We start from the raw sequence: 23,384 nt of genomic DNA on the forward strand, positions 1-23,384 counted from the left end.
TCCCGCGCCTCCACCGCCAGTTCCAGCGCGTGCTTGAGGTCCTTCGCCTCCACATCCAGATACCGGTGCTCGATACGACGCGCGATCCGGGACGGGTCGCAGTCGATACAGATCGCCACGCCGTCGTTCATCGTCACCGCCAGCGGCTGGGCGCCGCCCATGCCGCCCAGACCCGCCGTCAGCGTGATCGTCCCCGCCAACGTCCCGTTGAACCGCTTCGCCGCAACCGCCGCGAACGTCTCATACGTGCCCTGCAGGATGCCCTGCGTGCCGATGTAGATCCACGAACCGGCCGTCATCTGCCCGTACATCGTCAGCCCCAGCGACTCCAGACGCCGGAACTCCTCCCAGTTCGCCCAGTCACCCACCAGGTTCGAGTTCGCGATCAAAACCCGCGGCGCCCACTCATGCGTCTGCATCACACCGACCGGACGCCCCGACTGGACCAACATGGTCTCGTCACCCTTGAGCGTCTGCAGCGTCCGCACCATCGCGTCATACGAACGCCAGTCACGCGCCGCCTTACCCGTCCCCCCGTAAACAACCAACTTCTCCGGATGCTCCGCAACCTCCGGATCCAGATTGTTGTTCAACATCCGCAGGGCGGCCTCCTGCTGCCAACCCAAAGTGCTGAGCCCCGTACCACGTGCGGCACGGACCGTACGAGGGCCGCTCTGCTGCTGCGCCATGGGTTCGTCCTCCCTGGAGGTCGTGATCCTGAAGTCCTGGATGGATCCATTCAGATTTCTTGAGGATGAAGATAGCCGTTCATTCACCCCACCACCAGAGGGCGAGTGTCCGGTATGACCGGCTTGTCAAGCTTTGGCACCTATGCTGACACGGACCAACCGAGAGGAGTCCGACGTGGGCCCCGTGGAATTCCTGGTCCTCGCCTTCCCCGGCGAGCAGATCGGCCCGGACGTCATCGCCCCACTCGGCGCACTGCGGCGCGCGGGCGGGGTCCGGCTGATCGACTCGCTCGTGGTCACCAAGGCCGCGGACGGCACGATCAGCGTGTCCGAGCTGATCGACCACGAGCACCTGCGCGCGGCGCTACCGAAGTCGGGCGGCGCCGACCTGGTCCACCTGATGGGCGAGGAGGACGCCGCAGAGGCGGCGGAGCTGCTGGAACCAGGCTCCTGCGCGCTGCTGCTCCTCGTCGAACACGTCTGGGCTGCGGAGGCGGCCGACGCCTTCCGCGCCGCGAACGGCCGTGTGGCGGCCTCGGTCAGGATCCCGCCCGAGCATGTCGCCGAGGCGCGGCAGGCACTCGTGAAAGCACAGGGGTGAGCAGGATGTTCATGCGACCGACGCGGCCGGTCCGACCGACGGTGCTCCGCCCGGTGGGAGCCCCGCTGCTGCGCGGCACACTCGTCGGTGGTGCGGCCTACGCGGCGGGTAAATCCCGCGCCCGCACGCAGGCCGACCAGGCGGCCCGGGACCAGGTCGCGGGAACGGATGACGTGGCGTCAAAACTCGCCAGGCTGGGCGAGATGATCCAGCAGGGACTACTGACCCCGACGGAGTTCGCGGCAGCGAAAGCGAAGATTCTCAGCTAGCACGGGGACGCCGCCCTCTCCACCCTGCCCCCGCCAGCAGGCCACAGCCGGCCAGGGTGCCGAGCCCCCAGAGCACGGCCAGCGGCGCGAGCGAGCCCCGGGTGCCGACCGCCGGGCGGAAGGGTTGGTCCTCACCCCCCGGCAGGTAGACCATGGTCACCGACGAGCCGACCGGCCCGGGGCAGGCGCCGGTGGAGCGTATGTCGTCGTAGGAACCGTCCGGCTGAAGCACGGTGCACTGCAGGTACTGCGTGCCGTGGCTGCCGGTCTCAGTCGACTGCGAGTCGACGCTGCCGACGCCCTGCTGCCCCAGGACGAGCAGCCCCGCGTTGGATGCGCCCACGCCGGCCACCACGAAGCAGATCGCAGCGATCAGGTAGAGCCGTCCGATCTCCTTGCCGACCGGCGCGCGCCGATAGACCAGCCGGCGGACCACCAGGAACCATCCCATGATCAACCAGATCACACCGAACACAACGCCGATGCCGACGTCCAGCGCGGCTATGCCGCTGGTGAGCACGATTGCGAGGAGCGCGACGAGGACCCAGCCGAGCCACCAGCGCACGCCCGTGGCCGGCGTGGCGGTCATGAGGGCCTTCGCCTTCTGCACGGCCGCGCCGCCCGACGCGCCGCTCCTGCTGTGCAGCCCGCGCAGCTGGAGCGCCGCCTCGAGCTGGTCGGCGCTGCGCGAAGTGATCATCCGGCCCGCCTCACCGGCGCGGGCGATGTCCTGCACGGACGCGGCCTGCGGGTAGGCGTCGGTGAAGCAGATCAGCACACTGACAGCGAGGGAGCGCCCGTAGCGGCCCCCAGCCGCCAGATGCCGCAGCTTCTTCACCGCAAAGCCGGCGTGCTTCAGCTCCTGCTCGCGCTCCGGCGTCAGCTCCGGCAGATCGGCCTCGCGCCAGGCACGCGCGTCCGCCTCCGGGTCGATGTCACGGTCCTTCGCCACAGTGTCCCCCGTTCCCCGCGCCCGGCGGCCCGGGCGTCCAACTCAGGGACTCTAGTGCAGACCACCGACGACCGGCCGTCGTCGGTACGCGCCCTCAGCAGCCGCTCTTCCCGGGGCTACTTGACGGTGAAGTCAACCGCCCGGTTCTCGAGTCGCATGTACCCGCTGACCGCCTGACCGCGAGCGTTGAACACCCCGTACGCGGTGGTCGCATCCATGGACGCCTCCCAACGGCCCGCGTACGCAGCCTTACTGAACGAGATCCGAATGTTGAGGTGCGCGAAGTACGCCGGGTGCAGCACCTTCGGCTGGGAGTACCCGGAGAAGTAGTAGCCGTCGTTCGATCCCGCTGCGCTGCGCACCACATTCCACTTCCCGGTCACCGGATCCTGGACGCTCACGGTGACGCCACGGTAACCAGGTTGCCGGAGATCATCAGCGGCAAGGGACAGGGCGGACCCGAACGGGATCACGTTGTACGCGGAGCTCTCGCGGTACCAGATCGTCAGATCCACCGTCGTACCGCGCTCGACGGTCGCGGGCATCCCGTTGACATAGGTGTTCACCGTGCCGACGTACGCCGGGGTCGCAGCGTGCGCTGCCGGGATGGCAACCACCGTCAGGGCAGCCGCGAGCGCGCCGCCGAGGCCGGCTTGGATCTTCCTCATCAGGTCCCCTCCTGTATATCTGCCCAGGTCGGACTGCACCTGGCAGGCCGCAGCCTCACAGCACCCGCGACCTCAGGTCAAGTGACCGCCTCAGCCGAGGAAGAGGCCGCGGCCGGCGGCCTGTTGCTCGAAGAGCTCCAGGCGCTGCACCGAGTCGGGCAGTTCGTCGCACATGGCCTGGAGGAGGACCCGGCCCAGCATCATCGGCGCGCAGGCGGTGTCGAAGACCAGGCTCGACCCGACCGCCGCGGGCAGCAGCAGGTCGGAGAGGGAGGCGACCGGCGCGAACGCGCTGTCCGCGACCGTGACGACGGTCAGGCCCGCGGCCTTGGCCGTGGTCAGTGCCTCCATCAGCTCACGCGGGTGGCGCGGGAGCGCGAAGCAGATCAGTGCCGTGGCTCCGGCGACGCGGGCCTGTTCGATGCGGTCGAGCAGCATGCTGCCGCCCTCGTCGAGCAGCCGGACGTCCGGGTGGACCTTGGCGGCGAAGTACGCGAAGCCGTTCGCCTGCGCGGAAGCCGCACGCAGGCCGAGGACGACCAGCGGCCGGGAGGCGGCCAGGATCCTGGCCGCCTCCAGCACCGGCTCGGGGTCGGCCAGCACCGAGGCGAGGTGCTGCAGGTTGGCGATCTCGGTGAGCACCGCCTGCTGCTGCTCGTTGCGGACGACCTCGCCCTGCGTCTCGCGGGCGCCGCCGCCCGTCGCACCGGGCTTCTCGCCGGGCTCGGTCAGGCCGAGCTCACGCAGTTGGCGGCGGAGTGCCGGGTAACCGTCGAAACCGAGCGCGACGGCGAAGCGGGTGACCGAGGGCTGGCTGACACCGGCCAGCTCGGCCACCTCCACGCTGGAGAGGAACGGCGCCTCGGCGGCGTTCCTGACCAGGCAGTGGGCGATCCGGCGCTGGGTCGGGGTCAGCCGGTAGCCCTCGAACAGCCTGAGCAACCGGCTGGACGGACCACCCGACTGGACGCCCGCCACACCCGTCGCCTCCTCGGGTGCCTCGTCGAGCTTCTCGTCCGGCTTCTCGTCGGGCTTCTCATCCGGATCCGCGTCCGGATTCGCGTCCGGTCCGCGGCCCGGCAGGGTCTCGGCCGCCTGAGACGGTGTCACGCTCATATGGGGCCTCCAGCAACCGACCGGGATTCAGTAGGTGCCGACTCTGCATGAACGCATGCAGAGTCGGCAAGTACCTTCTCGCCTGGTGAGCGAGGGGTACCAAGGGGTGCGAACAGGTCCGATCGAAAGCAGTCGGTGTTGATCAACATCGACCGCGAGCGGTCAGGCCAGCGGGCCGGTGACCTGCTCGACAGCCGCGACCAACCCGCCGCTACGGACGAACTGGTACGCCGCCTCCAGGTCGGGAGCCAGGAACCGGTCCGAGCCCGGACCGCCGACGCCCGCCTCGCGCGCCGCCGCGATCGCAGCGGCCGAGGCCGGCGCCAGCGGGCTCTCGCCCTCACCGGTGTGGCTGTAGGTGCGGATCTCCAGGGCACGGGCCGAGGCGACCAGCTCGACGGCGAGCACGCGGGCCAGGTTGTCCACGGACTGGCGGAGCTTGCGCGCGGCGGACCAGCCCATGGAGACGTGGTCCTCCTGCATCGCCGAGGACGGGATGGAGTCCACCGAGGCCGGGACGGCCAGCCGCTTGTTCTCGCTGACCAGGGCGGCCTGGGTGTACTGGGCGATCATCAGGCCGGAGTCGACGCCCGGGTCGTCGGCCAGGAACGGCGGCAGACCGTGCGAGCGGTTCTTGTCGAGCAGCCGGTCGGTGCGGCGCTCGGCGATCGAGCCGAGGTCGGCCGCGGCGACGGCCAGGAAGTCCAACACGTAGGCGACAGGCGCCCCGTGGAAGTTGCCGTTGGACTCGACGCGGCCGTCGGGCAGCACCACCGGGTTGTCGACGGCGGCGGCCAGCTCGCGGTCGGCGACCAGCTGGGCGTGGGTGAGCGTGTCCCGGCCCGCGCCCGCGACCTGCGGCGCGCAGCGGATCGAGTACGCGTCCTGGACGCGCGGCGCATCGTCCTGGTGGTGGCCGGTCAGGCGGGAGCCCCGCAGCACCTTGGCCATGTTGGCGGCGGAGGCGGCCTGGCCCGGGTGCGGGCGGATGGCGTGCAGCTCCGGCTGGAGCACCTTGTCGGTGCCCAGCAGCGCCTCCAGGGACATGGCGGCGGTGATGTCGGCGACGGTGAAGAGACGGCCGAGGTCGGCGATCGCCATCACCAGCATGCCGAGCATGCCGTCGGTGCCGTTGATGAGGGCCAGGCCCTCCTTCTCGGCCAGCTCGATCGGCGTGATGCCGGCCTCGGCCAGCAGCTCGCCCGCGTCGCGGACCGCACCGTCGGGGCCGTAGGCGAGGCCCTCGCCCATCAGCGTCAGCGCGCAGTGCGAGAGCGGGGCCAGGTCGCCGGAGCAGCCGAGCGAGCCGAACTCGTGGACCACGGGTGTGATCTGGGCGTTGAGCAGGGCGGCCATCGTCTCGGCGACGACCGGACGGACGCCGGTGCGGCCGGAGGCCAGCGTCTTCAGGCGCAGCAGCATCAGCGCGCGGGTGACCTCGCGCTCGACCTGCGGGCCCATGCCCGCCGCGTGCGAGCGGACCAGCGAGCGCTGCAGCTGGGCGCGCAGCTCGGGGCTGATGTGCCGGACGGCGAGGGCGCCGAAACCGGTGGAGACCCCGTAGACCGGGCGCGGCTCGGCGGCCAGCGCGTCGATCCGGGCCCGCGAGGCGGCCATCTCGGCCACCGCGTCGGCGGAGAGCTCGATGCGGGCGTTGCCGCGGGCGACGGCGATCACGTCGTCCGGGCCGACGTTGGCCTTGCCGATGACGACCACGTTGCCGGCACTGTCGACGTTCTGCATATCCATATGCGAAATCACACCATGTGAATGACGCCATGACAACCGGGCCCGGAAGACGGTGCGGCAACGACCTCGATCAGGCCCTCACAGCAGCCGGGTACGGTGGAGCCGACAGTGCCGATCGAGCGACCGGAGGGTCCGCAATGGGCCGGGTGACCGAACGCCGCCGCGTGGTCCGTCTGCGCGACGGACGCCGTGACGCGCGCCCCGACGCGTTGGCCGCGGAGGAGCCGCTGGAGATCCGCGTGGGCGGTCGCTCGCTGGCGATCACCATGCGCACCCCGGGCGACGACTTCGACCTGGTCGCCGGCTACCTCGTCGCCGAGGGCGTGGTCGCCTCCGGCGAGGACCTGCCGACGCTGCGCTACTGCGCGGGCACCAACGCGGAGGGTGAGAACACCTACAACGTCGTCGACGCGCGCGTCGCGGACCCGGCGGCCGTCCCCGTCTCCGCGTACCGGCAGTTGCTCACGACCAGCGCGTGCGGCCTCTGCGGCGCGGAGACGGTCGACGCGGTCCAGAAGCGCCTGCGGTACGACCTGGCGACGGACGACCTGAAGCTCACCTCCGACCTGCTCTACTCCTTCCCGGACGCGCTCCGCACCGGCCAGCGCGCATTCGCCACGACGGGCGGCGTCCACGCCGCCGGGCTGTTCACGGCTGAGGGCCGCCTGCTGTGCGTCCGCGAGGACGTGGGCCGCCACAACGCGGTCGACAAGGTCATCGGCTGGGCCCTGCGGGAAGGCCTGCTGCCGCTGCACCGGCACGCGTTGATGGTCAGCGGACGCGCGTCCTTCGAACTGGTCCAGAAGGCGGCGATGGCGGGCATCCCCCTGCTCGCCGCGGTGTCCGCGCCCAGCGCGCTGGCCGTCGACCTCGCGACGGAGACGGGCATGACCCTCGTCGGCTTCCTCCGCGACCGCAGCGCGAACATCTACGCGGGCGCGGACCGGATCGCCTGACGGGTCGTTGCACTCACCCCGGGGGCGCGGGGATTCTGCAGGCGATGAGCCATGCACCCAGGGGCGCGGGGAACTGCGCGAGACACCACCCTGTGCGGACGGCCCGGTGCGCTCGGCCTGCCAGCTCCCTGGAGGCTGGTCGCGCAGTTCCCCGCGCCCCTGGGTGCTGCAACTACCTCGCTTGCCCAAGCTGATCCTCACACAGTGCGACTTCACGGTGCGCTGACCGGCCCGGAGATCGCCACAGCAACCAACGCCCGCAGCGTCGGGCCGACGCCCGTCAGAGACAACGTCGTCTCGTCCGCGAAGAGTTCGAGCATCCAGCCGCCCGCAGGGTTGGTCCCACCCGCCGCGGCCATCGCGCGGTAGCCGCCGACGACCAGGACCGCCTCCTCCGCCGGGTCGTTGCCGGGGACGCCCGTGCGCATGCCGAAGCTGCCGCCCCGGATCGCCTGGGCGGTGAGCGGATACGCGCCGAGGTCGAAGACCGCGTCCGGCGCCTCGTTCATCGCGCGCTGCACCTGGGCGCGCGTACTGCCGGGGCCGCGGGTCATCCTGCGGATGCCGTAGCGGACCGTGTGCATCTGCGTCGCGCCGGGTGGCACGTAGGAGACCCACCAGGCGACCGCGTCCAGCAGTTGCGCAGCCGTCTCCGCGACGGCCTCCAGTCGGGTGACCGTGTCGGCGGGATGGGGGTGCTCGTCCAGCACCGCGAGCGCCGCGGAAAGGAGTTGGCCCGGGTCCGCGGTGTGCCGCGCACCGCGGAAGCGGCGGCGCTCGGTGCGGCGGTTGCCGCTGGGGCGGGCACCGCTGTCGGCGAGGCTCATCGTCGGGTCGGGAAGGCTGCCGCGTCCGGCGACGACGGGCTGCGCCGCCGGGCCCGACTTGGCCCGGTACTGCGCGGCGTCGGCCAGCCGGAAGAGGCGGTCGGCGGTGGTGACCGGGCCGATCGGGTCGCCGGTCGAGGCCACTCCGCAGGCCACGCCCTCGCCCTGATCGAGCGTCAGCGCCTGCGCGCACAGCTCCTCGGCGACGCGGACCACCTCGTCCGCGGTGGGACCGGCGGCGACCAGGCAGAACTCGTCGCCACCGAGCCGTCCGGCGACCGAGCCCGGCAGCATCGCCCCGCACAGCGACAGCTGGTTGGCGAACCGTTCCAGCAGGCGGTCGCCGAACTCGTGCCCCTTGTCGTCGTTGACCCGCTTGAGACCGTTGACGTCGCAGACGACCAGGGAGACGACGGTGCCGTCGGCGCGGTGCTCCTCCAGCGCCTCGTCCAGACGCGTGTCGACCGCGCGGCGGTTGGCCAGGCCGGTCAGCGGGTCGGTGAAGGCGAGGCGGCGGACCTCCTCCAACCGCTCGCTCTGCGCCAGCCCGGCGGAGATCTGCGCGGCCAGCACGGTGCCGTAGGCGGCCTCGTCGGCGTCGAAGACCGGCTTGCCCTCGATCCGGGCGAGGTAGAGCTCACCCCAGGCCCGGCCACCCAGGACGATCGGCGCGACCAGGCAGCAGGCGCGGCCCCGGCGGCGCAGGGACGCGGCCCTGGCGCGGCAGTCGGGGCCGTTGGCGACGCCGCCGTCGGCGCTCTGCACCCACGCGCGCGGCAGGCCGTCGGGGGCGAAGTCCTCGCCGAGCCCGCGCTCGGCGAGGTTGCGGGCGATCTCGGGGTACTCGCCGAGCGGGTAGGACTCGTTCTCTGGCAACTGCTCCTCGCCGGGCGCGAGCAGACCGTCGTTGACCAGCACCCGCAGCTCGCCGCGCTCCCGCTCCCAGACCGAGATCGCGGCGAAGTCCGCGTCGATCGCCGCCCGGGCCCGGCCCGCCCCGAGCTGCGCGGCGTGCCGCGCGTCCGGCGCTCCGGCCATGGCCTGCGCCAGCCCGACCACCGCACGCAGGCGCAGATCGGCCAGGGGCGACGCGGGGGCTTCTTCACTGGCCTGCACGGTGCTTGCTCCTCGCGGTCACTCGCGGACACGGTCTGCTCGGCCGGCCGACGCTGATCACCTCGCATACAGCGTACGGATAAAACTGACATATCCCATGCAAGCACCACAGGCAGCGCAGAGTCATCCGGCTGTCGAATTCTCCCCGCCCCGGCTGACAGACCCGGCTGCTACCGTGGCGAAAAGCCGACGCTGCTCCGGCCGGGTCATGGGGGACCCGACGATCAGGGGGGAACCGCATGGCCATCGAACTGCCCGGGGAGGTCGTCTCCTTCCTCCAGTTCATCGGGGTGAACTGGCCGCAGGTCAACGAGGACAAAGTTCGCGAATTCGCGTCCCACGTCCGCGAGTTCGCGCAGAACATCGACGACACGCACCAGCAGGCCACGTCCACGATCAAGTCCATGGGCCAGCACTACCAGGCGAATTCGTACGAGCTCCTGGTCTCCAAGTGGGCCCACCTGTCCCAGAGTCACATGTCCGACCTGCTCGACGCCTGCAACGTCCTGGCCACCGCGCTGGACGCGGGCGCGGACTACATCGTCGGCATGAAGATGGACTGCATCGGCGAACTGATCGGGCTCGCCGCGAGCTTCGTCGCCGACCAGGCCGCCGCCGTGGCCACCCTCGGCCTCGCCGAGGCGGCGGAGGGGCTGATCGTCGAGGCGGCGGAGCAGGCCGTCGACTACCTGGAGCAGCAGCTGGTCCAGTACATCATCGGCGAGATCGTCCAGGCCGCGCTGACGCCGCTGCTCGGTGTGATCGAGAAGGCCGTCGCGGGCATGACCTACTCCGCCCTGGAGGACATGCTCGGCGTCTCCGGCTCCGGCGCGGGCGACGGCTTCATGATCCACCCGGAGAACCTCAGCTCCCACGCCCAGATGTTCGCCGTCCACGCCGACGCGGTCCAGACCCACGCCCAGAACCTCTCGGGGAAGCTCCAGGGCATGAGCTTCGAGTAGTCCGAGCAGTTCACGTAAGTCGAGCAGTTCACGTAGGCCGAGCAGTTCACGTAGGCCGAACGGAAGCACCGGACAAGGGCACGGGGGAATGGGCAACCAGATCGCCGACGAGGTCGGCAAGACCGCGGAGAAGGCCGGGGAGGCGCTCTCCAAGGACTTCAGCGAGGCCTACCAGAACATCCTCAAGGACACCGAGAAGAAGTCCAAGCAGATCGCTGAGGGCGCTGCCCAGGACGAGAAGAACACCGCCGAGGACATCGCCAAGTCAGGCGAGAAGCCCGGCGCCGCTGCCCCGCCGGACCCGCACACGGGCGCGGGCGGCGGAGACGGCTCCGGAACCGGTGGCGCCGGCACGCACCCCGACGAAGGCGGCAGCCCCGGCAACGAGGGCGCGCCGTCGGACGAGGGTGGCGCTCCGGGAAGCCCCGGCCGCGAGCAGGTCCAGGACCCCGAGGAAGCCGGACGCGGTGACGACGCCGTCTGCGGTGCCGGTGAGCCCGTCGACATTGCCACGGGTCGGATGTTCATCGACCAGGTCGATGCCTCCCTGCCCGGATCGCTGCCGCTGCTCTTCACCCGCAATTTCGAGTCCGGCTACCGGGCCGGGCGCTGGATGGGCCGCCGCTGGGTCTGCACCTTCGACGAGCGCCTGGAGATCGACGCCGAGGGCGTCGTCCACATCCGCGCCGACCGCGTCACCCAGGCCTACCCGCACCCCGAGCCTGGCGACCCGGTCTTCGCCTCCGCCGGCGACCGCCACCTGCTGGGCGTCGACGCCCGGGGCCGCGCCTACACCGTCACCGAACCGAGCACAGGCCTGGTCCGCGAGTTCACCGTCCAACCCGACGGCGTGACCGCCCTGTTGACCCGAGTCCACGACCGCTCCGGCCGCCACTACGACCTGGAGTACGACGGAGTCGGCACCCCGTTGGCCATCCAGCACTCCGGCGGCTACCGGCTGTTGGTCACCACAGAGTCCGGCCGGATCACCTCCCTGCTGCTGGCCGGAGCTGCCCCGGACGGCGGCGACCAGGAGCTGCTGCGCTACGCCTACGGCGAGGACGGCAACCTGACGGAGGTGTACAACTCCTCCGGCCTGCCGATGCGCTTCACCTATGACGCCTGGGACCGCGTCACCTCCTGGACCGACCGCAACAACAGCCGGTACCGGTACGTCTACGACAACCGGGGACGCGTCGTCGACGAAAGGGGCGAGGACGGTTCGCTCCGCTTCACCTTCCGCTACGGAGACCGGGACGAGGCAACAGGCCTCCGCATCCACAGCGAGACCAACGCCCTGGGCCACACGACGCACCACCACATCAACGACCGCCACCAAGTCGTCGCGATCGTCGACCCGTTGGGCAACACCACCCACTACGAGCGCGACCAGTTCAACCGCCTGCTCAGCGAGACCGACCCCCTCGACCGCACCACCCGCTACACGTACGACGGTGCGGGGGACCTCGTCGCGGTCATCCGCCCGGACGGCGAGCGCACCAGCGCCGAATATGACGGCGAGATCAGCCTGCCGACCCGGACTGTCGAGCCGGGCGGGTCAGTGTGGCTGCAAACCTTTGACGCAGCCGGCTGCCGCACCTCAGTGACAGATCCGCTCGGCGCGGTCACCGCCTACACGTACGACGAGCGCGGGCATCTGTCCGGCATCAGCCACCCGACCGGGGCATCCAGCCGTATTCGCAGCGACAGGGCCGGGCTCCCCGTCGAGGTGACTACTCACACCGGTGAAACGACTCACTACACACGCGATGCCTTCGGCCGCGTATGCCTGATCACTGACAGCAGGGGCAACACCACTCGGCAGGAGTGGACAGTCGAGGGCAATCTGACGCGGCGTACCGCGCAGGACGGCACCACTCAGCTCTGGACCTATGACGCAGAGGGCAACTGCCTGAGCAACACCGACGAGTCCGGCGCCACTACCCGATCCGAGTACACGCACTTCGAGACCCTGGCTGCCCGGGTCGACGCCGACGGCGGCCGCATCAGTTTCCAGCACGACGCCCACATGCAGCTCGTCTCGCTCACCGACGCACTCGGACGAACGTGGAGCTACACGTACGACACCGCTGGTCGACTGATCGCGGAGCGGGACTACGAGGAACGTGAGACGCGGTACCTTCTCGACGCAGCCGGACAGATCAGCGTTCGCACAGATCCGATGGGCCGACGAACGGAGTTCTCGTACGACCAACTCGGTCGCCTGACCAGCAAGGTACACGGCGGAGGGCGCACCGACTTCGCCTACGACCGAGCTGGAAACGTCGTACGAGCGACAAACCCCGAGGCGGACATCCACAGGACTGTCGACGCGCTGGGCAACGTGCTGAGCGAAACAGTGAACGGCCGCACGCTCAGCAGCTCAAGGGACTCGCTGGGCCGACGGCTCACACGTAGGACGCCGGGAGGTCACACCAGCACCTGGACGTACGGAGCGACGGGACTCCCCTCAAGTCTCGCGACGCCGAACGGCCAACTCGACTTCTCCTTCGATCCTCGAGGGTCGGAAGTGCTCCGCGTGATCAATGGCCAGTTGAGCCTGGCCAGTTCCTGCGACGAATCAGGGCGGCTCACTGAACAGACCGCGACCGCCTGGCACGGCCAGGGCGAGCCGTCCGTCCTCCAAGCGCGCCGCTTCCGCTATCGCGCCGATGGTGGACTCGTCGCCATATCGGATCTTCTCTTCGGAGAGCAGTCGTTCGAACTGGACCGAGGCGGACGGGTCACCGCCTCACATTCCGACCAGCGCACCGAGAACTGCAGCTACGACGCCAACGGCACTCTTCTGGCCGAGCAGGTCGGCTATCAGTACGACTCGTGCGGTCGTGTTGTACGCCGTGAGATCGCGACGCCTGACAACCGCACGGCCGATGTCTGGGGCTACACCTGGAACGAGGCCGACCAACTGACGGACGTCGAGACTCCGGACGGGAGCCGTTGGCACTACCGCTACGACGCTTTCGGGCGTCGGCTGAGCAAGGAACGCATCGCGTCGGGCGGCGTGGGTCCCGTTGAGGTCACCGAGTTCACCTGGGACTCGTCGACCCTCGTCGAACAGATCACAAGGGCAGCGCATCTACCAGGACCGTACACCCTGACCTGGGACCACCTCGGACATCACCCGCTGACGCAAACCGAGGACATCTCGGTCAATGGCAACACGGAGAAGCGCTTCTTCGCTGTGATGACCGACCTCGTCGGCACACCGACAGAACTCTTCGACGTCGTCAATGGAATGATTGCCTGGCGGTCGTCGTCGTTCCTGTGGGGACGCACGACGTGGCCCACCAACGCCAGCACATACACCCCGCTCCGCTTTCCCGGCCAGTACTTCGACCCCGAATCCCGCCTCCACTACAACTACCACCGCTACTACGACCCCGAGGCCGGAAGGTATCTCTCGCTGGACCCGCTGGGCCTTCGACCGGGCCCCGATCCCTACGCGTACGTACCCAATCCCCACATCTGGCTTGACCCGCTCGGCCTCTCGCCGCACCCGTCAAAGCCTGCTTTCGTAGCGTCTGCAGACGGAGTCGTGGTCCCGACAAGCGCAGCAGAGTTCGAGCAGGGTCTTCAGGAAGCCGTCAATTCCGGCGAGCCAGGATTCGGCACGTTCGCCACGAAGTCGGCGGGTACCGGCTACGAACTCCCTGACGGTTCTCGGGTTCGCATCATGCAACCACAGGCCAACGGCGCCGGCCTCCGCGCGTCTTTCACCAATGGGAGCGATGCACCCATCAGCCCCTTCACCGGCAAAGCGGTCCAACCGCCGAAGCAGCTCCCACCAAACACGTCGTCGAAGCAGTATGTTCGATCCCGGACCCACGTAGAACTGGAACCGTAGTGGACCCCATCCTCGACGACGCGTCAGCGCTTCTGCCTCTCACAGTCACCACGGTGGCACCCGATCAGGACGGCGTGCTGGTGGGCGGGAGCAACTGGCACTACCGCATCAACACCGAATGGCATATTGGCGGCCAAAGTTCAGGAATCCAGGAGCTGGCGTCCCTCATCGGCCGCCGAGTGACTGATCTCGCCCTGGAGACGCATGGAGAGTACCGGGACCTGCGCCTGACCTTCGACGACAGCCGTTCGCTCACCGCCGTGAGCGACTTCCCCTACGGGGAGTGGATCTTCTCGATCACAGCGCCCGGTGACCCTCAGGGGCTGCCTGTCTTCGACCTCTCCGGCCCTTGCTGAGAAGTCGGGAGCAAGCGCGCCTCTCCGTGTTCGTGCTGCTCAGCTGCAAGCCGTCAAAGGGCAGTTGATCGGTGAGGATCCGAATCACCGAGGCGGGCGAGGAAGACGGGCGTCGGACTCGGGTGACCTTCTCCTGTGCGCGGGGCGAAGGGCACGGTCGGTGGCGGTCACCGGCCACGCCACTGCCTGGCGAGCAGCACGTGGAGCTCGATTTCCCATAACGCTTCGACACGGGCGCAGCCGGAATGCTTCGCTTCTCGTCATGGAACCCGTACGACCCCAACGACAGATCCGAACCGCCCATGACGACGACACCCTGACGGTCTATCAGGCCTATCCGCCCGCCATCGCCGACGCCGCGCTCGACGCCGGGACGTTCGTCGCTCCGTTCAAGCGGGAGCGGATGACGTGGATCAAACCGTCCTTCCGCTGGATGATGTACCGCTCCGGCTGGGGCACGAAGCCGGACCAGGAGCGGGTGTTGGCGGTCCGCATCTGCCGGGACGGGTTCGCGTGGGCGCTGGCGCACGCGTGCCTGAGCCACTACGACCGCGACCTGCACAGCTCCGCCGATGCGTGGAAGGAGCAGCTCCGCGCCAGCCCGGTACGGATCCAGTGGGACCCCGATCGCTCGACGAACCAGCAGGAACTCCCCCACCGCGCGATCCAGATGGGCCTGACCGGCGAGGCGGTCCACCGCTACGTCGACGAGTGGATCATCGGCATCACGGACGTCACCGACCTGGCCCACGAGACCCACGCCCTGGTCCGCGCGGGCGAGACGACAAAGGCGAACGCCCCCATCCCCGCCGAGCCCCCGTACCCGCTCTCCGAACTGCTCCGCGCCCGCATCGGCGCCGACAAGAGCTGAACTGCGGAAACCTCACGCCCCCGACGCGCGCCGGGTGAGCAGCCAGGGCTCGACCAGACCGAGACCACGGACCGGCCTGCGCCACATCGGCTGGAGCGCGAAGCGGTACTCCGCGTCCGGCAGCGGCGGCTGCACCGGCTCCGGGAGCGGGGAGACGCCGACCGAGGAGATCTCCTGGAGCGCGTCCGTGCCGGACGGCTCCGCCTGCGCGACCGCGCCCTCGCGCTGAAGGGCCCGGGCCAGTTCCTCGTCGCACAGGACGGCGTCCTTGGGTGCGATGGAAGTGAGCCGGGACGCCAGGTTGACCGTGGTGCCGAAGACGTCGCCCATGCGGGTGGTGACCGCGCCGAAGGCCATGCCGACCCGCAGCGCCGGCATGGAGTCGTCCTTGCCGAGCATCTCCACCAGCGCCAGGGCGATGTCCGCCGCCGTCGCGGCCTCGTCGGCGACGAAGAGGATCTCGTCGCCGAGGGTCTTCACCAGACGCCCGCCCCGGCCCGCGACCAGGTCGGCGCAGGTCGACTCGAAGTTCTCGACGAGCTCGCCGAGCTCCTCGTCCTCCAGCCGCCGCGACAGCCGGGTGAAGCCGACCAGGTCCGCGAAGCCGACCGCGAGGCGGCCGCTCTGCATCTCCTCGTCGTTCTCCGCCTGGACCACCCGCCCGGTCACCGCGGCCAGCTGACGCCGCCACACGTAGATCAGGAACTGCTCCAGCTCCGGCAGCAGCAGCTCGACCAGCGGGTAGGCGATCTCCGCGCGCGTCAGGCCCGGCTCGGACGCCGTGGTCAGGTGCTCCAGGAAGGTGTCGATCTGCCACTCGGCGAGGCGCGCCGTGGTCTGGCCCGTGGAGCGGGCGACCTGGATCGCCATCTGCTCGCTCAGCAGCCCGGCCTCGACCAGACCGGCGAGCCGCCGCAGCGCGATCACGTCGGACTCGGTCAGCGCCCGGGACTGGCCGATGTCGGCGAAGCCCATCGCCCGCCAGAACCGCGAGGCCAGCTCCATCGAGACGCCGGCCGCCCGAGCGGCCTGGTACGGGGTGTACTGCCGCTCGGAGTCCAGGATCAGCTGCTCCAACTGCAGCGCCACCGAATCACGGTGCTGCTGCTCGCCGTGATCCTCCCGCTCCCGGTCGTCCACCTGTCCGTCCCGTCCGTCCTCGCCACCCGCCCGTGCCGACCTACCACAGCCGACGTGCGACAGGCGTGTCCTTGCTCACACCTCGCCCAGTGATACTCGCACGGAATCCGTCATTCCGGGGCATCCGCCCCGGTGGACGCCGTGCACGGCGGGCCCGCCGGCCACATGTCGACCCGCCGTACGCCCCGTGCTCAGGCCCCGCGCTCAGGCCCCGCGCACGTGGATCACGTCGCCCGCGCTGACGGCGTGCTCCGCGCCGCTCGGCTCGCGCAGCACCAACCGGCCCAGGTCGTCCACGTCGACCGCCTCGCCCACGATCTGCTTGTCGCCCGGCAGCAGCACCCGCACATGCTTGCCGATAGTGGCGCACTGGCTCAGGTAGGCCTCGCGCAACCGCGTCGCCGACGGGTCGCCGCCGTCCGCGCACCACTCCTCGTACAGCTCGGAGAAGGTGCGCAGCACCTCGCGCAGCAGGATCTCCCGGTCCGTCACCTTCGCTCCGGCCAGCGCCAGCGAGGCAGCGGTCGGGACCGGCAGCTCCGCCTCCCGCAGGGTGACGTTGACGCCGATACCGACGATCACCGCGCGGCCCTCGTCGGCCAGTTCGACCAGGATGCCGCCCGTCTTCCGCTCCTCGCGATGGCCCTGCGGGCCGATCGGGACCAGCAGGTCGTTGGGCCACTTGAGACGCACCTCGCACTCCGCCGCGCGGCTCAGCGCGGTCGACGCGGAGACGCCCACCAGCAGCGGCAGCCAGCTCCAGTTGTCGCGCGGCACGCCCGCGTCACCCGGACGGAGCAGCATCGACAGGAAGATCCCGGACCGGGCCGGGGCCGACCAGCGCCGGTCGAGCCGGCCCTTGCCGTGCGTCTGCTGCTCGGCCACCAGCACCGCGCCCTCCGGCGTGCCGCGCGCGGCGAGCTCGGCCAGGTCGGTGTTGGTGGAGCCCGTCTCGTTCACCACCACCAGGCTGTTCCAGAGCGCGCCGAGCCGTCCCGGATCACGGTTCAGCTGGGTGGCGCGCAGCGGCGGGCGCTCAAGATCGTTCCACGGGGATTCGGTCACGGCTCCAGCGTATGACCCCTGTCACTCGCCATATCCGAGGCAAGCCGTCGTGGCTAACCTACTGATCGGAAACCCACCCGTTGGTACTGCGCGCCGGCCTCCTCGGCCAGGCCCCGGTACTACCCCTCCTGACGGGAGCCGCGCCCCTATGTCCTCCGCCGACCAGGCGAACGCCGACGTGGACATCCACACCACCGCGGGCAAGGTCGCCGACCTGCGTCGCCGTATCGACGAGGCGGTCCACTCCGGCTCGGCGCGTGCTGTGGAGAAGCAGCACGCCAAGGGCAAACTGACGGCCCGTGAGCGGGTACGGCAGCTGCTGGACGAGGGCTCCTTCGTCGAGTTCGACGAGTTCGCGCGGCACCGCTCGACCAACTTCGGCCAGGAGAAGAACCGCCCCTACGGCGACGGCGTGGTGACCGGCTACGGCACCGTGGACGGCCGTCAGGTCGCGGTCTTCGCACAGGACTTCACCGTCTTCGGCGGCTCGCTGGGCGAGGTCTTCGGCGAGAAGATCGTCAAGGTCATGGACTTCGCGCTGAAGACCGGCTGCCCGATGATCGGCATCAACGACTCCGGTGGCGCGCGCATCCAGGAGGGCGTGGCCTCGCTCGGCCTGTACGGCGAGATCTTCCGCCGCAACGTGCTGGCCTCCGGCGTGATCCCGCAGATCTCGCTGATCATGGGCCCGTGCGCGGGCGGCGCGGTCTACTCCCCCGCCATCACCGACTTCATCGTGATGGCCGACCAGACCTCGCACATGTTCATCACCGGGCCCGACGTGATCAAGACCGTCACCGGCGAGGACGTCGGCATGGAGGAGCTGGGCGGCGCGCGCGCCCACAACTCCAAGTCGGGCGTGGCGCACCACATGGCCTCGGACGAGAAGGAGGCCGTCGAGTACGTCAAGGCGCTCCTGTCCTACCTGCCCTCCAACAACCTGGAGGAGCCGCCGTCCTTCCCGGAGGAGGCCGACCTGGCCACCACCGCGGAGGACGAGGAGCTGGACTCGATCATCCCGGACTCGGCCAACCAGCCGTACGACATGCACAAGGTGATCGAGCACATCGTCGACGACGGTGAGTTCCTGGAGACGCAGTCGCTCTTCGCCCCGAACATGCTGACCGGCTTCGGCCGGGTCGAGGGCCACGCGGTCGGAGTCGTCGCCAACCAGCCGATGCAGTTCGCCGGCTGCCTGGACATCGACGCGTCCGAGAAGGCCGCGCGCTTCGTGCGGACCTGCGACGCGTTCAACATCCCGGTGCTGACCTTCGTCGACGTCCCCGGCTTCCTGCCCGGCACCGGCCAGGAGTGGGACGGCATCATCCGCCGCGGCGCCAAGCTGATCTACGCCTACGCGGAGGCGACCGTCCCGCTGATCACCGTGATCACGCGGAAGGCCTTCGGCGGCGCGTACGACGTCATGGGCTCCAAGCACCTGGGCGCCGACCTCAACCTGGCCTGGCCGACGGCGCAGATCGCGGTCATGGGCGCGCAGGGCGCGGTCAACATCCTGCACCGCGGCACGATCGCCGCGGCGGACGACGCGGACGCGACCCGCGCGCGGTTGATGCAGGAGTACGAGGACACCCTGCTCAACCCGTACGTCGCGGCCGAGCGCGGCTACATCGACGCGGTCGTGCTGCCGTCCGAGACCCGCCAGCACGTGGTCAAGGGCCTGCGCGCGCTGCGCAACAAGCGGGAGGTCCTCCCGCCGAAGAAGCACGGCAACATCCCGCTGTAAGCGCCCGTCGGCTTCGGTCAGGTTCGACCAGGAAGGAACAGGCCTGATGGCCCCCATCCGCGTGCTGCACGGGCAGCCCAACCCCGAGGAGATCGCCGCCGTCCTGGCGGTGGTCTCCGCCCGGGCGGCGCAGACGCCTGCCGCCGCCCCACCCGAGGAGACCACCGCGTGGCGCGACAAGGCGCGGCGCTTGCAGGCTCCGCCGAAGCCGGGCCCGAGCACCTGGCGCACCTCCGCCTGGGCGCGGTAGTTCAGCTCTCGTACCGGGGACGCTGCAGAGCCTTCTGTTACCCACTGGTACAAGGCGCTCAGGCAATTGAGTAGGGATACTCATGCGCCGCTCCAGGCCGTTCCACACAGTGGAGGTGTGCTCTGGTCAGACCCTCCCGACGACTCGCGGTCGGAGACGCTTCTCGTCCGCGCGTTGCTGCGGCGGGTCGGGATTCTGATCGCCGTCTGCGCCTCGTTGGCGCTCATCGTGGTGATGGTCTGAACCGTTCCTGTTCAGGCACCCCCGTACTGTGGGCCCCATGACCGACACCATCACCGGCAACCGCCCCCGCCGTGCCCTCGTGCTGGCCTCCGCCTCTCCCGCCCGGCTGGGGCTGCTGCGGCAGGCCGGGATGGATCCGCGCGTCGTGGTGAGCGGTGTGGACGAGGACGCGCTGACCGCGCCCACGCCCGGCGCGCTCGCGCTCGTGCTCGCGGAGGCCAAGGCGGACGCCGTCGCCCCGCAGTTGCACGACGGGGAGGTGGTGATCGGCTGCGACTCCGTCCTCGAGCTGGACGGCCAGGCCCTCGGCAAGCCCGAGGACGTCGACGACGCACGCGCCCGCTGGCACTCCATGCGCGGGCGGTCCGGCGTCCTGCAGACGGGGCACTGCGTGATCGACACCCGGACCGGCAAGCGCGCCTCCGCCACCGCGTCGACCACGGTCCGCTTCGGGACGCCGGACGACGAGGAGGTCGAGGCCTACCTGGCGACCGGCGAACCGCTGCACGTCGCAGGCGCGTTCACGCTGGACGGGCGGTCCGCGCCGTTCGTCGACGGGATCGAGGGCGACCACGGCAACGTGATCGGCCTCTCCCTCCCCCTGCTGCGCAGGCTCCTCGCCGAGGTGGACGTCCGCATCACCGATCTGTGGAGCTGACCGACCTGTGGAGCTGACCGACCTGTGGAGCTGAGCGCCCGCGTCGGGCATGCTCTCTGACGAGATCTCACTTCGACGTCGGGGGCCCGGGGCATGAGCAGCGGCGACATATGGAACATCGTGCTGGGCGTGGTCTCCAGCGCCTTCAGCGCGGCGCTCGCGTGGGTGGTGCAGGCTTTGCTGCGACGTCGGCGCCTGGACCACAAGCGGGAGTTCTTCGGGCTGCGGCCCGGCGGTGAGGCGTTGCTGGTGGTGCCGAGGAAGGTCGGCACCACCGACAGCGACCGGATCGTCGCCCAGAACGACGTCTACGCGCTGATGGAGCTCTCCGCCCTCGTCTACGAGTGCGGCGCCCGCTACGCGGTGAAGCCCGCCAACCAGATCCGCCAGGGGATCGGCGACCGCGCCGAGTTCTGCATCGGCGGGCCGCTGGCCAACGAGCGCACCGCCGCGCACCTGCGGCTGAAGCTGCCGGGCTTCGTCCACCTCCCGGAGTGGGAGGGCAGCCAGGGCAACGTCTTCGAGATCGGCGACCACTCCTACGTGCGCGAGCCGGGCGTCGTCGACTACGTGCTGCTGGCCCGGATCGCGGTGGGCGAGCAGCAGCAGCCGACCTTCCTGGTCTGCGGCCAGACAGCGGTCTCGAACCTCGCGGGCGTACGCCATCTCCGCAACAACTACCGGCAGTTGAATCACCGCCACGGCGTCGACGGCACCTTCGCGCTGCTGTTTCGGGTGCTGCAGCCGGACAACTACGGGTCCGACGTGATCGAGTCCGTCGGAGACGTCACGCGGCAGGTGCTGCAGGAGCGGAAGGCCCGCCCTGCGGCGGAAGCGACGGAGGCAGCGTCGGCGACGGCTCCCGCGCAGAAGGCTGCCGCGGCCCGTCCGACGGAATGAAGAGGATCAGCACCAGCAGCGTCAACGTGACCGCGAGCGGCACGAACACCCACACGCCGCTCAGGGCGAGCAGCACCGCGGCCAACAGGCCGTGCAGGACGGCGGCAAGGATCAGGACGATCCTCTCGACCTTCGTCGGCGCGACGTCACGGAGCGCGACACGCAGCAGCAGCGCCGCGACCAGCAGCAGGAACAGCGCGATCAGCCCGAATCCGACATAGGCGCTGGAGGCCATGGCCGACGTGGGCACCCCGCCGAGACTCATGTGCTGGTAGTCGGCCGCCTTGCCGACGACCAGGGCGACCACGGCCGAGACGCCCGCCTCCAGGACGAGCAGAACCAACGTCGCGACAGCTGTCCATCTCCGCATCCCCGCACCTTACTGAGCAGTAGTCACCGGCGGAAGACCGTTGACCGAGTCCGATTCCAGGCGCTGCGCAGGGGCACGACATCCGCACAACGTCCGCTCGAGACAAGCGGCGTACCGTGGACAAAGCGGCGCTCACCGTGCGTGTGGGCAAGCTCACCACCGGGCCGGACTCGTGGGTACACCAGGAAGTTCCCTAGACTCTCCTGGGTTCTAGAAGGGAGCCACTGACTGTGCGCAAGGTGCTCATCGCCAACCGCGGAGAAATCGCCGTCCGCGTCGCCCGTGCCTGCCGGGACGCCGGAATCGCCAGCGTCGCCGTCTACGCCGAGCCGGACCGGGACGCGCTGCACGTCCGCGCGGCCGACGAGGCCTACGCCCTCGGTGGCGACACGCCGGCAACCAGCTATCTCGACATCGCCAAGGTCCTCAAGGCCGCAGCCGACGCCGGCGCGGACGCCGTCCACCCCGGCTACGGCTTCCTGTCGGAGAACGCCGAGTTCGCCCAGGCCGTCCTGGACGCGGGCCTGATCTGGATCGGCCCGCCGCCGCAGGCCATCCGCGACCTCGGTGACAAGGTCACCGCCCGCCACGTCGCCCAGCGCGCCGGCGCGCCGCTGGTGGCCGGCACCCCGGACCCGGTCACCGGCCCGGACGAGGTCGTGGCGTTCGCCCGGGAGCACGGCCTGCCGATCGCGATCAAGGCCGCCTTCGGCGGTGGCGGACGCGGCCTCAAGGTCGCCCGCAACCTCGAAGAGGTCCCCGAGCTGTACGAGTCCGCCGTGCGTGAGGCCGTGGCCGCGTTCGGCCGCGGCGAGTGCTTCGTCGAGCGCTACCTCGACAAGCCGCGCCACGTCGAGACCCAGTGCCTGGCCGACACCCACGGCAACGTCGTGGTCGTCTCCACCCGCGACTGCTCCCTGCAGCGCCGGCACCAGAAGCTCGTCGAGGAGGCCCCCGCGCCGTTCCTCACCGCCGAGCAGAACACCCAGCTCTACGCCGCCTCGAAGGCGATCCTCAAGGAGGCCGGCTACGTCGGCGCCGGAACCTGCGAGTTCCTGGTCGCCAACGACGGCACCATCTCCTTCCTCGAGGTCAACACCCGCCTCCAGGTCGAGCACCCGGTCTCCGAAGAGGTCACCGGCATCGACCTGGTCCGCGAGATGTTCCGCATCGCCGACGGCGAGGAACTCGGCTACGACGACCCCGAGCTGCGCGGTCACTCCTTCGAGTTCCGCATCAACGGCGAGGACCCGGGCCGAGGCTTCCTCCCGGCCCCCGGCACGGTGACGCTGTTCGCCCCGCCGTCCGGCCCCGGCGTCCGCCTGGACTCCGGCGTGGAGACCGGCTCCGTGATCGGCCCGGCCTGGGACTCCCTGCTGGCCAAGCTGATCGTCACCGGCGCCACCCGCAAGCAGGCCCTGCAACGCGCCGCCCGCGCCCTGGCCGAGTTCCAGGTCGAGGGCATGGCCACCGCCATCCCGTTCCACCGCGCGGTGGTCGCCGACCCGGCGTTCGCACCCGAGCTGGGCGGCAGCGACGCCCCGTTCCAGGTCTTCACCCGCTGGATCGAGACCGAGTTCGACAACACCATCCCGCCGTTCGCCGGTGCGGGCGCGGGTGAGAGCGACGAGGACGGCGGCCGCGAGACCGTCGTGGTCGAGGTCGGCGGCAAGCGCATCGAGGTCTCCCTCCCCGCCGGGCTCGGCGTCTCCTCCGGCCCGGCCGCGAAAGCCGCGGGCGGCAAGGCCAAGCGCCGCGCGGTCGCGGGCAAGGGCGGCTCCGCCGTCTCCGGCGACACCCTCGCCTCCCCGATGCAGGGCACCATCGTCAAGGTCGCCGTCGAGGAGGGCCAGACCGTCGCCGAGGGCGACCTCGTCGTCGTCCTCGAGGCCATGAAGATGGAACAGCCCCTCAACGCCCACAAGTCCGGAACCGTCGTCGGCATCACCGCCGAGGTCGGCGCCACCGTCACCTCCGGCGCCGCCATCTGCGAGATCAAGGACTGACGTCCGCGATC

21 protein-coding genes and 1 pseudogene are annotated in these 23,384 nt (G+C 70.2%); 13 read left to right on the top strand and 9 right to left on the bottom strand.

Annotated elements, in window-relative coordinates; all coding sequences use genetic code 11:
• Nucleotides 1-689 (bottom strand): annotated as a pseudogene (locus tag ABH940_RS31715) (urocanate hydratase); the annotation flags it as partial.
• Between the two features lie 175 nt (nucleotides 690-864).
• Between ABH940_RS31715 and ABH940_RS31720 the strand changes: the two are divergent.
• Both ABH940_RS31720 and ABH940_RS31725 read left to right on the top strand, forming a co-directional pair.
• Entirely contained in the window at nucleotides 865-1,290 is a 426-nt protein-coding gene (locus ABH940_RS31720; RefSeq protein ID WP_370070859.1) for a DUF6325 family protein, read from the top strand.
• A gap of 5 nt (nucleotides 1,291-1,295) precedes the next feature.
• Complete coding sequence (locus ABH940_RS31725) at nucleotides 1,296-1,559, top strand: SHOCT domain-containing protein (RefSeq protein ID WP_370070861.1); 264 nt, start codon at nucleotides 1,296-1,298, stop codon at nucleotides 1,557-1,559.
• On the opposite strand, the gene ABH940_RS31730 is transcribed toward ABH940_RS31725, so the two are convergent.
• The 4 genes from ABH940_RS31730 to hutH form a co-directional block, all read right to left on the bottom strand.
• Entirely contained in the window at nucleotides 1,552-2,511 is a 960-nt protein-coding gene (locus ABH940_RS31730; RefSeq protein ID WP_370070863.1) for a hypothetical protein, read from the bottom strand. The genes ABH940_RS31725 and ABH940_RS31730 overlap by 8 nt on opposite strands.
• A gap of 116 nt (nucleotides 2,512-2,627) precedes the next feature.
• Nucleotides 2,628-3,179 (bottom strand): hypothetical protein, encoded by a 552-nt coding sequence (locus tag ABH940_RS31735; protein ID WP_370070865.1) that lies wholly within the window; start codon nucleotides 3,177-3,179, stop codon nucleotides 2,628-2,630.
• Between the two features lie 90 nt (nucleotides 3,180-3,269).
• Nucleotides 3,270-4,295, bottom strand: coding sequence for a MurR/RpiR family transcriptional regulator (locus ABH940_RS31740; RefSeq protein ID WP_370070867.1), 1,026 nt, complete (start codon nucleotides 4,293-4,295; stop codon nucleotides 3,270-3,272).
• Between the two features lie 162 nt (nucleotides 4,296-4,457).
• The gene (hutH, locus tag ABH940_RS31745; protein WP_370106880.1) at nucleotides 4,458-6,038 is read right to left on the bottom strand and encodes a histidine ammonia-lyase; all 1,581 of its coding nucleotides are present in this window, start codon (nucleotides 6,036-6,038) and stop codon (nucleotides 4,458-4,460) included.
• 143 nt (nucleotides 6,039-6,181) lie between these two features.
• Here hutH and fdhD point away from each other — a divergent pair, with 143 nt between their 5' ends.
• The gene (gene fdhD, locus ABH940_RS31750) at nucleotides 6,182-7,000 is read left to right on the top strand and encodes a formate dehydrogenase accessory sulfurtransferase FdhD (protein WP_370106851.1); all 819 of its coding nucleotides are present in this window, start codon (nucleotides 6,182-6,184) and stop codon (nucleotides 6,998-7,000) included.
• A 212-nt stretch (nucleotides 7,001-7,212) separates the two neighbouring features.
• Here fdhD and ABH940_RS31755 read toward each other — a convergent pair whose 3' ends face one another.
• Nucleotides 7,213-8,943 (bottom strand): diguanylate cyclase domain-containing protein, encoded by a 1,731-nt coding sequence (locus ABH940_RS31755; protein ID WP_370106852.1) that lies wholly within the window; start codon nucleotides 8,941-8,943, stop codon nucleotides 7,213-7,215.
• A 239-nt stretch (nucleotides 8,944-9,182) separates the two neighbouring features.
• Between ABH940_RS31755 and ABH940_RS31760 the strand changes: the two genes are divergently transcribed.
• The 4 genes from ABH940_RS31760 to ABH940_RS31775 all read left to right on the top strand — a co-directional run bounded on the left by ABH940_RS31760 (nucleotide 9,183) and on the right by ABH940_RS31775 (nucleotide 14,997).
• Nucleotides 9,183-9,905, top strand: coding sequence for a hypothetical protein (locus ABH940_RS31760; protein WP_370070873.1), 723 nt, complete (start codon nucleotides 9,183-9,185; stop codon nucleotides 9,903-9,905).
• A gap of 88 nt (nucleotides 9,906-9,993) precedes the next feature.
• Entirely contained in the window at nucleotides 9,994-13,770 is a 3,777-nt protein-coding gene (locus tag ABH940_RS31765) for an RHS repeat-associated core domain-containing protein (protein WP_370106854.1), read from the top strand.
• Between the two features lie 53 nt (nucleotides 13,771-13,823).
• Nucleotides 13,824-14,126, top strand: a complete 303-nt coding sequence (locus ABH940_RS31770; RefSeq protein WP_370106855.1) for a hypothetical protein — start codon at nucleotides 13,824-13,826, stop codon at nucleotides 14,124-14,126.
• A 262-nt stretch (nucleotides 14,127-14,388) separates the two neighbouring features.
• Nucleotides 14,389-14,997, top strand: coding sequence for a DUF4291 domain-containing protein (locus ABH940_RS31775; protein WP_370106856.1), 609 nt, complete (start codon nucleotides 14,389-14,391; stop codon nucleotides 14,995-14,997).
• Nucleotides 14,998-15,009: 12 nt separating this feature from the next.
• Here the strand turns inward: ABH940_RS31775 and ABH940_RS31780 are convergent, their stop codons facing one another.
• Nucleotides 15,010-16,137, bottom strand: coding sequence for an adenylate/guanylate cyclase domain-containing protein (locus tag ABH940_RS31780; RefSeq protein ID WP_370070881.1), 1,128 nt, complete (start codon nucleotides 16,135-16,137; stop codon nucleotides 15,010-15,012).
• 204 nt (nucleotides 16,138-16,341) lie between these two features.
• Nucleotides 16,342-17,202 (bottom strand): biotin--[acetyl-CoA-carboxylase] ligase, encoded by an 861-nt coding sequence (locus ABH940_RS31785; RefSeq protein WP_370070883.1) that lies wholly within the window; start codon nucleotides 17,200-17,202, stop codon nucleotides 16,342-16,344.
• 148 nt (nucleotides 17,203-17,350) lie between these two features.
• Here ABH940_RS31785 and ABH940_RS31790 point away from each other — a divergent pair, with 148 nt between their 5' ends.
• The 5 genes from ABH940_RS31790 to ABH940_RS31810 all read left to right on the top strand — a co-directional run bounded on the left by ABH940_RS31790 (nucleotide 17,351) and on the right by ABH940_RS31810 (nucleotide 20,997).
• Nucleotides 17,351-18,946: an acyl-CoA carboxylase subunit beta gene (locus ABH940_RS31790; RefSeq protein ID WP_370106857.1), complete on the top strand. Its 1,596-nt coding sequence runs from the start codon at nucleotides 17,351-17,353 to the stop codon at nucleotides 18,944-18,946.
• Nucleotides 18,947-18,992: 46 nt separating this feature from the next.
• Complete coding sequence (locus ABH940_RS31795) at nucleotides 18,993-19,196, top strand: acyl-CoA carboxylase subunit epsilon (protein ID WP_370106858.1); 204 nt, start codon at nucleotides 18,993-18,995, stop codon at nucleotides 19,194-19,196.
• A gap of 117 nt (nucleotides 19,197-19,313) precedes the next feature.
• Nucleotides 19,314-19,439, top strand: coding sequence for a morphogenic membrane protein MmpB (gene mmpB, locus ABH940_RS31800; protein WP_370070889.1), 126 nt, complete (start codon nucleotides 19,314-19,316; stop codon nucleotides 19,437-19,439).
• 37 nt (nucleotides 19,440-19,476) lie between these two features.
• Nucleotides 19,477-20,097, top strand: a complete 621-nt coding sequence (locus ABH940_RS31805) for a nucleoside triphosphate pyrophosphatase (RefSeq protein WP_370106860.1) — start codon at nucleotides 19,477-19,479, stop codon at nucleotides 20,095-20,097.
• A 93-nt stretch (nucleotides 20,098-20,190) separates the two neighbouring features.
• Nucleotides 20,191-20,997, top strand: a complete 807-nt coding sequence (locus tag ABH940_RS31810; protein ID WP_370070893.1) for a hypothetical protein — start codon at nucleotides 20,191-20,193, stop codon at nucleotides 20,995-20,997.
• On the opposite strand, the gene ABH940_RS31815 is transcribed toward ABH940_RS31810, so the two are convergent.
• Nucleotides 20,885-21,367 carry a hypothetical protein gene (locus ABH940_RS31815; protein ID WP_370070895.1) on the bottom strand — a complete coding sequence of 161 codons (483 nt, stop codon included), beginning with the start codon at nucleotides 21,365-21,367 and terminating at the stop codon, nucleotides 20,885-20,887. The two genes, ABH940_RS31810 and ABH940_RS31815, sit on opposite strands and share 113 nt — an antisense overlap.
• Nucleotides 21,368-21,597: 230 nt before the next feature.
• On the opposite strand from ABH940_RS31815, the gene ABH940_RS31820 reads away from it, so the two are divergent.
• Nucleotides 21,598-23,373 carry a biotin carboxylase N-terminal domain-containing protein gene (locus ABH940_RS31820; RefSeq protein ID WP_370106861.1) on the top strand — a complete coding sequence of 592 codons (1,776 nt, stop codon included), beginning with the start codon at nucleotides 21,598-21,600 and terminating at the stop codon, nucleotides 23,371-23,373.
• Nucleotides 23,374-23,384: the final 11 nt, after the last annotated feature.

Source organism: Streptacidiphilus sp. BW17 (genome assembly GCF_041262485.1).
In the GTDB taxonomy this organism is placed as follows: Bacteria; Actinomycetota; Actinomycetes; order Streptomycetales; family Streptomycetaceae; genus Streptacidiphilus.

What these genes read in the sequence shown, in the direction of transcription:
- ABH940_RS31725 (WP_370070861.1), top strand. Translation starts at nt 1,296, where the DNA reads ATGTTCATGCGACCGACGCGGCCGGTCCGACCGACGGTGCTCCGCCCG.
- fdhD (WP_370106851.1), top strand. Translation starts at nt 6,182, where the DNA reads ATGGGCCGGGTGACCGAACGCCGCCGCGTGGTCCGTCTGCGCGACGGA.
- ABH940_RS31790 (WP_370106857.1), top strand. Translation starts at nt 17,351, where the DNA reads ATGTCCTCCGCCGACCAGGCGAACGCCGACGTGGACATCCACACCACC.
- ABH940_RS31760 (WP_370070873.1), top strand. Translation starts at nt 9,183, where the DNA reads ATGGCCATCGAACTGCCCGGGGAGGTCGTCTCCTTCCTCCAGTTCATC.
- ABH940_RS31775 (WP_370106856.1), top strand. Translation starts at nt 14,389, where the DNA reads ATGGAACCCGTACGACCCCAACGACAGATCCGAACCGCCCATGACGAC.
- hutH (WP_370106880.1), bottom strand. Translation starts at nt 6,038, where the DNA reads ATGCAGAACGTCGACAGTGCCGGCAACGTGGTCGTCATCGGCAAGGCC.
- ABH940_RS31735 (WP_370070865.1), bottom strand. Translation starts at nt 3,179, where the DNA reads ATGAGGAAGATCCAAGCCGGCCTCGGCGGCGCGCTCGCGGCTGCCCTG.
- ABH940_RS31810 (WP_370070893.1), top strand. Translation starts at nt 20,191, where the DNA reads ATGAGCAGCGGCGACATATGGAACATCGTGCTGGGCGTGGTCTCCAGC.
- ABH940_RS31795 (WP_370106858.1), top strand. Translation starts at nt 18,993, where the DNA reads ATGGCCCCCATCCGCGTGCTGCACGGGCAGCCCAACCCCGAGGAGATC.
- ABH940_RS31765 (WP_370106854.1), top strand. Translation starts at nt 9,994, where the DNA reads ATGGGCAACCAGATCGCCGACGAGGTCGGCAAGACCGCGGAGAAGGCC.
- ABH940_RS31740 (WP_370070867.1), bottom strand. Translation starts at nt 4,295, where the DNA reads ATGAGCGTGACACCGTCTCAGGCGGCCGAGACCCTGCCGGGCCGCGGA.
- ABH940_RS31815 (WP_370070895.1), bottom strand. Translation starts at nt 21,367, where the DNA reads ATGCGGAGATGGACAGCTGTCGCGACGTTGGTTCTGCTCGTCCTGGAG.
- ABH940_RS31805 (WP_370106860.1), top strand. Translation starts at nt 19,477, where the DNA reads ATGACCGACACCATCACCGGCAACCGCCCCCGCCGTGCCCTCGTGCTG.